General features: G+C 72.5%; 14 protein-coding genes. 4 read left to right on the top strand and 10 right to left on the bottom strand.

Annotated elements, in window-relative coordinates; all coding sequences use genetic code 11:
* The first annotated feature begins 4 nt into the window (after nt 1–4).
* Nucleotides 5–1768 (top strand): NAD-binding protein, encoded by a 1764-nt coding sequence (locus tag ABD191_RS12615; protein ID WP_344080566.1) that lies wholly within the window; start codon nt 5–7, stop codon nt 1766–1768.
* A gap of 61 nt (nt 1769–1829) precedes the next feature.
* Complete coding sequence (locus tag ABD191_RS12610) at nt 1830–2321, top strand: hypothetical protein (protein WP_344080563.1); 492 nt, start codon at nt 1830–1832, stop codon at nt 2319–2321.
* Between the two features lie 30 nt (nt 2322–2351).
* On the opposite strand, the gene ABD191_RS12605 is transcribed toward ABD191_RS12610, so the two are convergent.
* The 9 genes from ABD191_RS12605 to ABD191_RS12565 all read right to left on the bottom strand — a co-directional run bounded on the left by ABD191_RS12605 (nt 2352) and on the right by ABD191_RS12565 (nt 10228).
* Nucleotides 2352–3365, bottom strand: a complete 1014-nt coding sequence (locus ABD191_RS12605; RefSeq protein WP_344080560.1) for a GerMN domain-containing protein — start codon at nt 3363–3365, stop codon at nt 2352–2354.
* Nucleotides 3362–3943 (bottom strand): SigE family RNA polymerase sigma factor, encoded by a 582-nt coding sequence (locus tag ABD191_RS12600; RefSeq protein WP_344080559.1) that lies wholly within the window; start codon nt 3941–3943, stop codon nt 3362–3364. The genes ABD191_RS12605 and ABD191_RS12600 overlap by 4 nt, the downstream gene beginning before the upstream one ends.
* Nucleotides 3944–3977: 34 nt before the next feature.
* Nucleotides 3978–4463 carry a 6,7-dimethyl-8-ribityllumazine synthase gene (gene ribH, locus ABD191_RS12595; RefSeq protein WP_344080557.1) on the bottom strand — a complete coding sequence of 162 codons (486 nt, stop codon included), beginning with the start codon at nt 4461–4463 and terminating at the stop codon, nt 3978–3980.
* Nucleotide 4464: 1 nt separating this feature from the next.
* On the bottom strand, nt 4465–5709 hold the full coding sequence (locus ABD191_RS12590; protein WP_344080554.1) for a bifunctional 3,4-dihydroxy-2-butanone-4-phosphate synthase/GTP cyclohydrolase II: 1245 nt from the start codon (nt 5707–5709) through the stop codon (nt 4465–4467).
* A complete protein-coding gene (locus ABD191_RS12585; RefSeq protein ID WP_344080551.1) occupies nt 5706–6299 on the bottom strand; it encodes a riboflavin synthase in 594 nt (197 codons plus the stop codon). The genes ABD191_RS12590 and ABD191_RS12585 overlap by 4 nt, the downstream gene beginning before the upstream one ends.
* Nucleotide 6300: 1 nt before the next feature.
* Nucleotides 6301–7383, bottom strand: a complete 1083-nt coding sequence (gene ribD, locus ABD191_RS12580; protein ID WP_344080548.1) for a bifunctional diaminohydroxyphosphoribosylaminopyrimidine deaminase/5-amino-6-(5-phosphoribosylamino)uracil reductase RibD — start codon at nt 7381–7383, stop codon at nt 6301–6303.
* 428 nt (nt 7384–7811) lie between these two features.
* Nucleotides 7812–8804, bottom strand: a complete 993-nt coding sequence (locus tag ABD191_RS12575; RefSeq protein ID WP_344080545.1) for a response regulator — start codon at nt 8802–8804, stop codon at nt 7812–7814.
* Nucleotides 8805–8877: 73 nt separating this feature from the next.
* Nucleotides 8878–9561 carry a ribulose-phosphate 3-epimerase gene (rpe, locus tag ABD191_RS12570; RefSeq protein WP_344080690.1) on the bottom strand — a complete coding sequence of 228 codons (684 nt, stop codon included), beginning with the start codon at nt 9559–9561 and terminating at the stop codon, nt 8878–8880.
* 103 nt (nt 9562–9664) lie between these two features.
* Nucleotides 9665–10228: an RBBP9/YdeN family alpha/beta hydrolase gene (locus ABD191_RS12565; protein ID WP_344080543.1), complete on the bottom strand. Its 564-nt coding sequence runs from the start codon at nt 10226–10228 to the stop codon at nt 9665–9667.
* A gap of 134 nt (nt 10229–10362) precedes the next feature.
* On the opposite strand from ABD191_RS12565, the gene ABD191_RS12560 reads away from it, so the two are divergent.
* On the top strand, nt 10363–12108 hold the full coding sequence (locus ABD191_RS12560) for a cellulose binding domain-containing protein (RefSeq protein WP_344080540.1): 1746 nt from the start codon (nt 10363–10365) through the stop codon (nt 12106–12108).
* Between the two features lie 47 nt (nt 12109–12155).
* Here ABD191_RS12560 and ABD191_RS12555 read toward each other — a convergent pair whose 3' ends face one another.
* A complete protein-coding gene (locus ABD191_RS12555; protein WP_344080537.1) occupies nt 12156–12791 on the bottom strand; it encodes a maleylpyruvate isomerase N-terminal domain-containing protein in 636 nt (211 codons plus the stop codon).
* A gap of 43 nt (nt 12792–12834) precedes the next feature.
* On the opposite strand from ABD191_RS12555, the gene ABD191_RS12550 reads away from it, so the two are divergent.
* Nucleotides 12835–13470 (top strand): SGNH/GDSL hydrolase family protein, encoded by a 636-nt coding sequence (locus ABD191_RS12550; RefSeq protein ID WP_344080535.1) that lies wholly within the window; start codon nt 12835–12837, stop codon nt 13468–13470.
* Nucleotides 13471–13472: the final 2 nt, after the last annotated feature.

Raw genomic sequence — 13472 nt, 5'->3', positions numbered from 1 at the left:
CCACGTGCCAGCTCCCCCGGACGACGGCCGACGCCCACCCAACATCACGAAGTCGGTCGTCACCTTCGCCTTCCTGGCCGCGGCGTCGTTCGTGCTCGGCTTCATCGGCCTGCACCGGCACCTGCCCGGCGAGTCCCTGCTGAACCTGTTCTACTTCGACCTTCAGCTGTTCGTGCTGGGGCCCGACCCCTTGCAGGACAACACGGACGGGCTGCCGGTCAGCCTGCAGATCGCCCGGTTCGCCGCGCCCGCGGTGGCCATCTTCGCGGTGATCGAGACGGGCCGCGTGCTGATCTTCGCCGAGTACCAGCGGCGGCGGGCGCGGCGGGCGAGCGCGCACGCGGTCGTCTGCGGCGACTCGCCCGTGGCCCGCACGCTGGTCGCGCAGTTGCGGGCCGCCAACCGTACGGTCGTGGTGGTCGCCGAGCGGCTGGTGGGCACGGCGGAGTCGCGCCAGCGCGGGCTCATGACGGTGGTCGGCGACGCCGGTGACCCGGACGTGCTGTGCGCGGCCGGGGTGCCCAGCGCGGAGGTCGTGTACGTCGCGCTGGGCGACAGTGCCGTCAACCTCTCCGTCGCGGTGCGCGCGAGCCAGCTCGCCGAGGGCCGCGAGGTGCCCCTGGCCGTGTACGCGCACATCAGCGACCCGGAGCTGTGCGTGTCACTGCAGGCGCGACGGCTCGGACTGCCGCAGCCGCCGGGCGTACGACTGGATTTTTTCAACGTGGACGATCTGGCCGCGCGGGTGCTGTTCGAGCGCCAGCCGCTGCCCACGTTCGGGGAGCGGCCCACCCGGATCCTCATCGCGGGCGGATCGCGGCTGGCCGAGGCGCTGCTGGTGCAGGCGGCCCGGCACTGGCGGGTGAGCGGAGGGGCGGCGCACCCGATCCTGGCGGTCGACTTCGTGGCCCCGCAGGCGGACGCGGCCGTGGGCGCGCTCACGGCGCGGTACCCGTTCCTCCGGAGAACCTGCAAGATCACACCGGTACCGGTGGAGCTGACGATCGCGCTGGCCGGCGGGGCCCTGCGCACCCCGCACGACCGCACGTTCCTGTGCTACCGCGACGAGAACCATGGGCTCAAGATGGCGCTGACCACGCACCGGCTGTGGCACGGCCGGCCCGGGTCGGTGTTCGTGCCGCTCTACCAGCTCACGGACCTCAGCGTGGCGTTCGACGGCGGCGGCACCTATCCCCTGCTCGACCAGGTGCAGGGCCGGCTGCGCCTGTTCCCCATGATCCAGGCGGCGTGCGACCCCGTGCTCATCGGCGAGGACCTCGTCGAGCGCCTCGCGCGCCTCATCCACGAGCATTACGTGCTCAACAGCCGCCGCGCCGGCGACGGCCCGGCCGACAGCGAACTCGTCGACTGGGAGCACCTCGACGCCGAGCGCCGCCGCGCCAACCGCGACCAGGCCCACGACATCGGCTCGAAGCTCAGCGCCATCGGCTGCGTCGTCGTGCCGCGCATCGATGGCGGCCCCCTGTTCGAGATGACCGAGGCCGAGATCGACCGGCTCGCCGAACTGGAGCAGCAGCGCTGGAAGCAGGCCAAGGAGCGCGACGGCTGGCGCTACGGCCCCACCCGCGACGACGCGCTGCGGCGCTCGCCGTACCTGCTCGACTGGGCGGAGATGCCGGAGGAGGACCGCCGCAAGAACCGCGACGCCATCCGCGACCTGCCCGACATCCTGGCCGACGGGGGGTTCGAAATCGTCCGGCTGACCAAGCGCCAGCCGGACGCCCAACCGGTTGATGCCTGCCGGTAGCGTCTCCCACCGGTGGGCCCGTGCCGCACAATCATCCCGGTCCAACGGCGGCGGAGGCTTCATGATTCGGATCGGCATCACCGGGCACATCCACCTGACCGCCGAGTCGTCCGCCCTCATCTACGACGCCATCGTCGCGGAACTGCGGGAGTACGCCGACGGGTGGGTGCGCGGGGTGACCTGCCTGGCGGACGGCGCCGACCAGATCTTCGCCCGGGCGGTGCTCGCGACCCGGGGCACCTACGAGGTGATCCTGCCGGCGCGCGACTACCGCGACAAGGAGATCCGGCCCGAGGCGCTGTCGGACTTCGACGAACTCGTACGGTGTGCCGCGAAGGTGTCCTACACCGCCCAACCACACTCCGGCGACGACGCGTTCCTGGAGGCCAGCATGGAGATGCTGCGCCGCAGCGACCGGCTGCTCGCGGTCTGGGACGGACGCGCGGGCGGCCGCAGCGGCGGCACGGCCGACGTGGTGACCCGTGCCCGGGCCATGCGCCTGCCGGTGACGGTGATCTGGCCGGACGGCGCCGCGCGGACCCGGCAGAACTGATCCGACCGGTGACGTGCGGACGCGGCGGGATCAGCCCGGCAGGACGATCTCGTGGTCGTCGAGCGGGGTGTCGGGGGCGCCGGCCGCGGCGACCGACAGCGTCGCCGGGCCCGGCCGGTAGCCGTCCGGCAGGCTGATGCGCACCACGGCGTCGCCCTGGTGCGGATCGGTGTCGTCGAGGACGGCGTCGCGGGAGGCCACCAGGGCACCGGTCGCGTCGCGCAACTGCACGCGCACGGCCCCGTCCGGGAGGAACCCCGCGAGCTGCACGTCGAAGGCGCGGTCCACGGTGTCGCCCTGCTGCGGGGAGATGAGCCACACCGGGGCGAGGACCTTGTCTGCGTCGGCACGGCGCAGCGTGCCCCCGACGGGAACCTCGGACCACAGCGTGGTGACCTGCCGGCCGTCGACGCGCAGCTGCACGTCCGGCAGGTTCGAGGCCGCCGTCACCGTCCACACGAGCTGGCGCACGGCCGCCGCGCCGGCCGGGTTGTCGGCGTCCACGCGTACGCCCGCCAGGTCGACCGTGACGGCGCTCTCGCCGACCCGCACGCCGCGCACTGTCACGCCGGCCGGCCAGCCGGACCGGTAGTCGGGATCGAGCGGCTCACCGGAGACCGCGGCCGTCACGGCCGCGCGAACCCGTTCGGCGAGCGTGTCCGTGGTCACGGGCAGGGTCTGGAACTCCCGGTAGAGCACGTCGCGGAGCGGGTGGGCGGCCGGGTCGGGGCCGATCCAGTACACCGGCAGGCGGGCGGTCTCCCCGGGCGGGGGGCTCGGGTTCCCGGTGGCCGGCGTGGCGGCGGACACGTCGGGGAGCGGGCCGGGCGGGGCGGCCGCCTCCCGGACGGCCATCACCCCCACGGTCGCTGCGACGGTGGTCGCGAGGGTCGCGGCGCTCGCCAGGAACGCGCGGCGGCGCCGGCCCCGGCGTGCCCGGATGCGGCCCCGGATGGTGGGCAGGGCGTCGGGCGCGGGCTGCACCCGGCCCGCCCGGGCCGCCAGCGCCTCGCGGAGGCGGTCCTCCATGGGGGCGCCCGTCATCGCCCGTTCCCCGGCTTGTCGCCCAGGCGGGCGCGCAGCGCCGCGACCGCCCGGGCGGTGTGGCTCTTCACCGAGCCGACGCTGATGCCCATCAGCTCAGCGGTCTCCGCCTCGGACAGGTCGGCGTAGTAGCGCAGCACGATCGCCTCCCGCTGGCGCGACGGGAGGGTGGCCACGACCGCGAGGATGCGGTCATGCTCGGCGGACGCCATCGCGGCGTGCTCGGCGCTGGCCGCCACCCCGGGCGGCGGCTGGCGGCGCAGGTACCGGTCGATGACCCCGCGGTGGCGCAGCGCGGAGCGGCAGCGGTTCACGACGGACTGGCGCAGGTACGCCCGGGCGCGCTCCGGGCTGCGCAGCCGCCACCAGGCGGCGTGCAGGGCCACGAAGGCGTCCTGGGTGATGTCCTCGGCCGCGCCCTCGTCGTGCAGCAGCAGCGCGGCAACGCGGACGAGCGGCCGGTATTCGGCCGCGAAGAGCGCCGTGACCGCCTCGTCCGCGGAGGCGGGTTCGGCCGGGGCGAACCAGTCGGAGGACAGCGCCGACTCCGTCCAGCGGGACACCAACTCGGATGTCATGCACGGTACGACGCCGACGCACGCCGTCAGGTTGTCACACCGTGGCGCCGGCGCCCAGCTCGCGGATCGTCAGGGCGGCGTCCAGGGCGGCCACGGTGGCCGCCCAGCCCTTATCCTCCGCCGAGTCCGGCAGCCCGGCCCGGGCGCGGGCCTGCCCGATCGTGTCGACCGTGAGCACGCCGTGCCCCACGGGCGTCGAGGCGTCCAACGCCACCCGCGTGAGGCCGTCCGTCACCGACTGGCACACGTACTCGAAATGGGCCGTCTCACCGCGCACCACCACGCCGAGGGCGACCACCGCGTCACACCGGCGGGCCAGCGCCTGGGCGACCACCGGAAGCTCCACGGACCCGGCCACCCGCACCACGACGACGTCCGTGACGCCGCTGGCCGTCGCGGCCGCGACGGCCCGGTCCACCATGTGGTCGACGAGGTCGGCGTGCCAGCGGGTGGCGGCGATGCCCACCCGCAGGCCGCTCCCGTCCACCGTGGTCAGTTCCGCTTCACCGAAGCCGGCCATATCAGGCGTGCCCTTCCGCGAGCTGGTCGAGGTCGTCGAGGATATGGCCCATGCGGTCGCGCTTGGTGCGCAGGTACCGCACGTTCTCGGGGTGCGGGCGCACGGGCAGCGCCTCGCGGCCGGCGACCGTGAGGCCGTAGCCCTCCAGGCCGGCGCGCTTGGCCGGGTTGTTGGTGAGCAGCCGCATGGTCTGGATGCCGAGGTCGGCGAGGATCTGCGCGCCCGTGCCGTAGTCGCGCGCGTCGGCCGGCAGGCCCAGGTCCAGGTTGGCGTCGACGGTGTCGCGTCCCTCGTCCTGCAGCTGGTACGCCTGGAGTTTGTGCATGAGGCCGATGCCGCGGCCCTCGTGCCCGCGCACGTAGAGCACGACGCCGCGGCCCTCCTCGGCGACGCGGGCCAGCGCCGCCTGCAACTGCGGGCCGCAGTCGCAGCGCAGCGAGCCGAACACGTCCCCGGTGAGGCACTCGGAGTGCACCCGGACGAGCACGTCGAGCCCGTCGCCGATGTCGCCGTAGACGAGCGCGACATGCTCGGCGTTGTCGTGGGTGGCCGTGTAGCCGTACGCCCGGAAGACCCCGTGCGGGGTGGGCATGCGGGCCTCGGCGACCCGCTCGACCTGCTTCTCGGTGTGCCGGCGGTAGGCGATCAGGTCCGCGATCGTGATGAGCGTCAGGTCGTGCTCGCTCGCGAAGCGCCGCAGGTCCGGCATGCGCTGCATGGTGCCGTCGTCGTTGACCAGTTCGCACAACACGGCGGCGGGCCGCAGGCCGGCCAGCACGGCGAGGTCGATCGCGGCCTCGGTGTGCCCGGGGCGGCGCAGCACCCCGCCCGCGCGGGCGCGCAGGGGCACCACGTGACCGGGCCGGGACAGGTCCGTCGGGCGGGTCGCGGGGTCGGCGAGCAGGCGGATGGTGTGCGCCCGCTCGGCGGCCGAGATGCCCGTGGAGATGCCCTCCCGGGCGTCGACCGTCACCGTGTACGCCGTGCCGCGCCGGTCCTGGTTGGTGTAGTACATCGGCGGCAGCTCCAGGCGGTCCGCGTCGGACTCCGTGAGCGGCGCGCAGATGAACCCGGACGTGTGACGCACCATGAACGCCACGAGCTGGGGCGTGGCCAGTTCGGCCGCGAAGATCAGGTCGCCCTCGTTCTCCCGGTCCTCGTCGTCGACGACGACGACCGCCCGGCCGGCGGCGATGTCCTTGATAGCCCGCTCGATCAGCGCGGGCCCTCGCGAGATGTCCCTCATGCCCTCGCCCCCAGCAGTCGTTCCACGTACTTCGCCACGACGTCCACCTCCAGGTTGACCGGGTCGCCGACCCGCTTGTGACCCAACGTCGTCAGCGCCAGCGTGGTGGGAATCAGTCCCACGCCGAACGTGACGTCATCCACATCGGTCACGGTCAGCGACACCCCGTCCACCGTGATCGAGCCCTTTTCCACGACGTACCGCGCCAGCCCCGGTGGCAGCGCGAACCGCACGGCCTCCCACTGGTCGCCGGGCACCCGCTCGGCGATCGTGGCGACCCCGTCCACATGCCCCTGCACCAGATGACCGCCCAGCCGGGTGGACAGCGTCGCGGCCCGCTCCAGGTTCACCCGGTCGCCGGGGGCCAGCGCGCCCAGCGAGGACCGGTCGAGGGTCTCGCGCATGACGTCGGCCGTGAACGTACCGTCGGTCACGTCGACGACCGTGAGGCAGACGCCGTTGACGCTGATGGAGTCGCCGTGCGCGGCGTCGCTGGTGACGAGCGGCCCGCGCACGGCCAGCCGGGCGGAGTCGCCGGCCGGCTCGATGGCCGTGACCGTACCGAGCTCCTCGATGATGCCGGTGAACACGTCACTCCCCCTTGGGTGCGGTCGTCGGGACAGCGGTGATGCGCAGGTCCGGGCCGATGCGGGCCACGTCGGTGATCTCCAGGCCGATCGCGTCGTCGATCGTGGTCACGCCCGCGTCCAGGACGGCGGTCGGCCCGTCGCCGAGCAGCTTGGGCGCCACGTAGGCGACGACCTCGTCGACCAGGCCCGCCGCGAGGAACGCGCCGGACAGCCGGGGGCCGCCCTCCAGCAGCACCCGCCGGTGGCCCCGGTTGAACAGCTCCGTGCACAGGGCCGCGAGGTCCACGCGTCCGTCGGGACCGGTCCCGACCTCGGCGGCCGTCGCGACCCAGGTCCGCGCGGCGCTGTCGCGCACATGGGCGTCCGTGGGGGTACGCCCCTGGGAGTCGACGACGACGCGCAACGGCTGGCGGGTGGCCGGGGCGCCGGTCGCCGGGTCCCGGACGGTGAGCTGCGGGTCGTCGGCCAGCACGGTCCCCACACCGGCCATGATCGCATCGCAGCTGCTCCGCAGGATGTGGACGTCCGAACGGGCCGCCGGCGAGGTGATCCACTGGCTGCTGCCGTCGGCCGCGGCCGAGCGGCCGTCCAGCGAGGCGGCGAGCTTCCAGATCACGTACGGGCGCGGGTCACCGGCCGCGGCGCGGCGGGTCGAGACGAGCCAGGCCCGGTTGCCGGCGGCCGCCTCGTCGCCGCGCAGGCCGACCTCCACGTCGACGCCCGCGGCCCGCAGGGTCGCCGCGCCGCCGGCGGCGGTCGGGTTGGGGTCGGGGACCGCCACGACGACCCGGGTCACCCCCGCCGCGATCAGGGCCTGGGTACAGGGGCCGGTGCGGCCGGTGTGGTTACAGGGCTCCAGCGTGACAACGGCGGTGCCGCCCTTGGCGCGCACGCCCGCCTCGGCGAGCGCGCGGATCTCGGCGTGCGGCCCGCCGGCATAGGCGTGGAAGCCCTCGCCGACGCTCTGGCCGGCGGCGTCGAGGATCACGCAGCCGACGATGGGGTTGGGACTGGTGGCGCCGATGCTTCGGGAGGCGAGCGCGATCGCCCATCGCATCGCCCTGTCTTCGGCGTCGCTGGCCATGTCCACGCCCTTCTGCGCACAACGCGCGTCCTGGCGCGCGGGCAGGGCTGGAGGACATCGGGCGGGAGGTCACGGGTGCGGCGTCGGGTCGGCGCACGGCACACCGCCGCCAGGCCGGGCGCCGATGCCACGGCAGGCGTTTCGTCCCGCGCGCTGTCTCCCATCCGGACTGTCTGGCCAGGCGCGGGTCACCGCGTCGGGCCAACCGTCGGCTCCGGGTTCACACCGGATCCACCGGCGGCTGGCTGCCACCGGGTCGCGGGCTTACCGGGCCGCTAGCCCCGGATCACCGCCGGTTCGGAATCTCACCGAGTCCCGCCAGCGCGCTGGTGGGTATCACCCGAGTGTGCCACGAGTAACGGCCGGTCGGATAGCTGCGCGATACAGGTCACATCCGGCGTGGCGGCCCTACCAGGGCACATAGCGGCTCAGACGGGACCTGACCGGCGCGGCGATCCGGTGCCGGGCTCCTGCTTGGTCTTGCGCCGGTCGTACGCGACGAACGAGCCCGGCTGGTTCTTGGCCACGGTCTTCATCTCGTTGGCCACGGCGATCACCTCGCGCGGGTCGGTGTAGTCGCGCTGCGCCGACAGGGCGACCCCGATCGAGACCGTGACCAGCCCGACGTCATGCAGCTCGTTGTTCTGGCGGCTCTTCACGCGCAGGTAGCCCCGGGCGCGGTCCTCCGCGTCGTACAGGGTGTCCGCCTCGTCCTCGAACTCGCGCACGGCCCGCTCCGTCAGCGGGCGCACCTGCTCCGGCGCGCAGACGACGACGAAGTCGTCGCCGCCGATGTGGCCGAGAAACACCGGCGGCAGGCCGGCCGCGACCACCGCCCGGTGCAGCTTGCGGGCCAGGGTGGCGATGAACTCGTCACCGCGGCCGAACCCGTACACGTCGTTGACGGCCTTGAATCCGTCGATGTCGACGTGGCAGACCGCGAAGTCGGCGCCGCTGCGCAGCCGGTCGGCGATCTCCTGCTGGATGCGCGCGTTGCCGGGCAGGCCGGTCAGCGGCGACACCTCGCGGAACTCCCGGTTGCGCCGCAAGGTGGTCTGCACGCGCGCGACCAGCTCCAGCGTGTCGAACGGCTTGACGATGTAGTCGTCGGCGCCGGCCGTCAGGCCCACCACCTTGTCGACCGTGAGGCCTTTGGCGGTCAGCATGATCACCGGGATGGCCGAGGTCATCGCGTCGGCACGCAGCCGCTTGGTGACCTCGACGCCGTCCAGGCGCGGCATGGCGACGTCGAGCAGGACGAGGTCGGGCCGGCGCTCCGCGACCTCCTCCAGTGCGGCGATCCCGTCATGGGCGACCACGACGTCGAAGCCCTCCATGCGGAGGTTCATCTCGACGAACCGGGCGATGTCCACGTCGTCATCGACGACGAGGATCCGCTGCCTGGGGGGCGGCTGGGTCACGCCGGCACCTCCGCTTCGCTCCGGCGCCGGCGTGACCTCGACCTGAGCTGATGGTTCGCTCGCCGACGCTCGCTCACGAAATGTCCGTAACCGGTGCGCTCCCCTGTGCGTCACGGGCGTGGCGGCGCAGGCGGCGGACCGCCTCGGCCGGGTCGTCGGCGCCGAAGACGGCCGTGCCGGCCACGAAGGCGTCGGCCCCCGCCTCGGCCGCCGCCGCGATCGTGTCGTCGGCGATGCCACCGTCCACCTCGATGCGCAGGCTCAGGTGCCCGGAGCTGGCGTGACGGCGGGCCGTGCGCACCTTGTCCAGCAGGTGCGGGAGGAACTCCTGGCCACCGAATCCGGCCTTGATCGTCATGATCAGCAGGGTGTCGAAGTTCTCCAGCAGCGGCAGGTAGGGCTCCACCGGCGTGTCCCGGTCTATCGCCAGGCCGGCCAGCGCGCCGGCCGCCCGCAGGTCCTTGGCCAGCGCCACCGGGTCGTCGCACGCCTCGACGTGGAAGCTCACGTTTCGCGCGCCGGCCTCGGCGTAGTCGACCGCCCAGCGGCGGGGGTCGGCGATCATCAGGTGGCAGTCGAGCGGCAGGCTCGTCGCCGGCCGCAGGCTGCGCACCACGGGCAGGCCGATCGTCAGGTTCGGCACGAAGTGGTAGTCCATCACGTCGACATGCAGCCAGTCGGCGTCCGCCTCCACGCCCCTGGCCTGCTCACCGAGGCGGGAGAAGTCGGCTGCGAGGAGGCTGGGCGCGAGGATCACGTCGTCCGGCGCGACGCTGTGCGATGGATCGGTCACCGCGACAGTGTAGTCACTGCGACGCCGCTTCGGTCAGTCTGCCGATCAACATTGACCTGCCTATATGTCAGGCGATGACCACCGTAGGGTCGTCGGAGCCGGGGGTGCCCGGCAGCAGACCGGCCAGCAGCAACTCCCCCTGGTCCCACGGGCCGTGACCACTGTCCACATTGATGTGACCGGCGTCGCCCGCGTCGATGAACACCGCCCGCCACGCGCCGGCGAACGCCCGCGCCCGCTCGATGCTCACGTACGGGTCGGTGATGCTGCCGACCACGAACGCCTCGAACGGCAACGGCGCCAGCGGTACGGGCGTGAACGACTCGAACGGGTAGTCCGGCAGGTTCTCCACGTCGGCCGGGGCGACGAGGAGCGCCGCGCGCACCGGGCCGACGTGCGCGGCGGCCCACCGCACCACCGTGATCGCCCCGAGGCTGTGCGCCACGAGGACGACCTCCTCCTCGCTCGCGTTGACCGCCTCGTCGAGGCGGGAGACCCACGCGTCGCAGGTCGGGTGCTCCCAGTCGTCCTGCTCGACGCGGATGTAGTCCGGATTCTCCTGTTCCCACAGGGTCTGCCAATGGCCGGGACCTGAATTCTGATAGCCGGGAACCACCAGCACGCGCGTCATGCCGCACAGAATATGGGGTGGACGCACCAACTCCGTAGGCCCGCAACGGATCCTTTACGTGAGCGAACTTTACCGCTTAAGCTCTGGGAGCGCTTCCATTGATAAATGCGCTTGTCCTTCGTTGAGGAGCATCCGTGCGTCCGTCCCCTCGGCGACCCGTGGTCGCCGCGTTCGCCGCCATAGCCGCGCTGGTCGCGGCGGCAACGGCCGTCATCGTCGCCACCACGGCACAGGCCGCGGATCCCCGGGACAGCTTTGTCACCCGGTGCGGCATCCGCTTCTGCGTCGACGGCAAGCCGGCCTACTTCGCCGGCGCCAACACGTACGATCTGTTCACCTACGGCTACGACTGGCTGCCCGGCGAGCAGTACGTCGACAAGGTCCGCATCGACGGGCACTTCGACAAGCTCAGGACCGACGGCGTACAGGTGCTGCGCCTGTGGATGTTCAGCCATGAGGACTGGATGGGCTCCGAGGCCGCCGAGGGCGTCTACACCGAGGAGCAGTTCATCCTCTACGACTACATCATGAAGTCGGCCCGCGACCACTCCATCCGCCTCATCCCCGTGTTCGAGAACTACTGGGAGGCCTACGGCGGCATCGACAAGCGGCTGTCCTGGGAGGGCCTGGGCACCGGGCAGGCCAACCGCTGGCGCTTCTTCAACAAGAGCCAGTGCCCCGGCTGCTTCGACCAGTACAAGAACTACGTGCGGTACGCCCTGGGCCGCACCAACTTCTTCACCGGCGTCAAGTGGATCAATGACCCGACGGTCATGGCGTGGGAACTCATGAACGAGCCGCGCTACCAGGACGCCACCCCGAACGAGAACACCACCGGCACGACCCTGCGCGCGTGGGTGGACGAGATGGGCGCGCTCGTCAAGAGCCTCGACCCCAACCACCTTCTCGGTACGGGCATGGAGGGCCAGCAGACGTCGTACGGGTACGGCGGCGACGCCGGCAACCCGTTCGTGTACATCCACCAGTCCCCGTACATCGACTTCACCTCGGCCCACATGTACCCCACCGAGGGCTGGGCGGGCCTCGACTACGCCAAGGCACGCGCGCTGGTCAAGCGCTGGATCGACGACTCGCACAACGTGGTCGGCAAGCCGTTCTTCCTCGGCGAGTGGAACGTCCACGACAACAAGACCGAGTGGTGGGCGCAGATCTACGCCGAAATGGAGGCGAGCGGCGGCGACGCGGACGCGTTCTGGTGGTTCCCGGGCTCCGCCTCGTGCGGCGGCTTCGACAGCGGCTTCGGCTGCCCCGAGCACACCGTGTTCAAGCAGCACGCGGCGAACTTCGCGGCCAGGTCCGGCACCGGTACCACGGTCGGGCCGACCACGGCGGCGCCGACCAGCGCCGTGGTGACGTCCCCGGCGGTGACGACCCGACCGCCGACCTCGGCCGCCGTGACCACCCGACCGCCGACCAGCGCCGTGGTGACCACCCGGCCGCCCACCTCGGCCGTCGTGACCACCCGACCGCCCACCTCCGCCGTCGTGACCACCCGACCGCCCACCTCGGCCGTCGTGACCACCCGACCGCCCACGTCGGCCGTCGTGACGACGTCCGTCGGCGGCTGCACCGCCGCATACACGGTGACCAACTCCTGGCAGGGCGGCTTCCAGGGCGAGGTGACCGTCACCGCGGGCAGCGCGGCGATCACCGGCTGGACGGTCAACTGGTCCTACGCCAACGGCCAGACAATCAGCCAGCTGTGGAACGGCACGCTCACCACGAGCGGCTCGTCCGTGAGCGTGAGGAACCTGTCGTGGAACGGCGCGCTCGCGGCCGGCACGAGCACGACCTTCGGTTTCCTCGGTAGCTGGAACGGCACCAACAGCGTCCCGACGCTTGCCTGCGTCAAGGCCTGACGCACGCGAACGGCCCCGGTGGACTGTCCACCGGGGCCGTTCGGCGTTCAGATGGCGGCGATCGTGGCCGGCGCGCGCTCGGCACGGCTGAGTGCGCGCAACACGGCCGTCGCGCCGTGCTGGCGGACCGCGAGCCGCGTCAACAACGCGAAGACAGGCTCGAGAACCTCCTCGGGCTGGGCCGGCGCGTCGACGCCGACGCTCACGGCGAGGTCGTCGTTGTGCACCGCGATCTCCAGCAGCCGGGTGACCAGGAAGTCGTCGAACGTGAGCGCCCACCCGGCCCACGGCAGGCTCACGACGAGATCGTCCGGCAGGGTGGCGAACGTGTCCGCCAAGGCGGTCACGTGCGCCGCGATGGTGTCCGCCAGCGCGGCCGGGCCGGCCGCGGCGTCCTTCTCCCCGGACTCGCGCACGCCGACACTGGTGGGCGAGTCAACCGTGGCGCCGACCCAGGCCGACCGTTCGAAGTGGTCCAACAGGCCGATCGGCGTCTGCGTGGCCGGACCGGCGGCCGTCAGCTCCACCACCCGCGACACCTGCCGGCCGAGGTGACCGGCGAGGCCGCTGACCCGGAACTCCGCCAGCGCGCTGGGCTGCTCCCACGCCGCGGCGACCGCCGGGTCGGCCAGCAACTGCGCCGCCGACCGGGCCGCCTGCAGGTACGCACTCCTGATCGTCATTCGTCTCCCCCTGTGGTCGAAATCCGTGTCCTACCCTAGCCACGTGACGATCACCATCCCACCCGGCGCGACCGTCCTGTTCATCGGCGACAGCATCACCGACGCCGGCCGCGACCGGGCCAACCCCCACGACCTGGGGCACGGGTACGCCCTCATCGCGGCGGCGCGGTTCAGCGCCCGGCACCCCCGACTCGGCGTCCGGTTCGTCAACCGGGGCATCGGCGGTGACCGCGTCCGCGACCTCCGTGAGCGTTGGACGGAGGACTGTCTCGACGTGAACCCCGCCGTCGTGTCCGTGATGATCGGCATCAATGACACGTGGCGGCGCTTCGACTCTGGCGAGGTAACGTCCATTGAGGACTACGAACGCGACTACCGGGCCGTCCTGACCGCCGCGCGCGAGGTGCGGACGGCGAGCTTCGTGCTGATCGAGCCGTTCCTGCTGCCGGTCACGGACGCCCAGCACGCCTGGCGTGCCGACCTCGACCCGCGCATCGCGGTCACCCGCCGGCTCGCGGCCGACTTCGGCGCCGCACTGGTGCCGGCCGACGGCCTGTTCGCCCGCGCGGCCGCCGACGTGGGCCCGTACCCGTGGACCACCGACGGCGTGCACCTCACCCCCGCCGGCGACGCCCTCCTGGCCGAGGAATGGCTCCACGCGATCAGCCCACCCGCATAACC

It is taken from the genome of Luedemannella helvata (assembly GCF_039528415.1).
GTDB classification, from domain to species: Bacteria; Actinomycetota; Actinomycetes; order Mycobacteriales; family Micromonosporaceae; genus Luedemannella; species Luedemannella helvata.
This window is presented reverse-complemented; position numbering and strand designations above follow the sequence as displayed.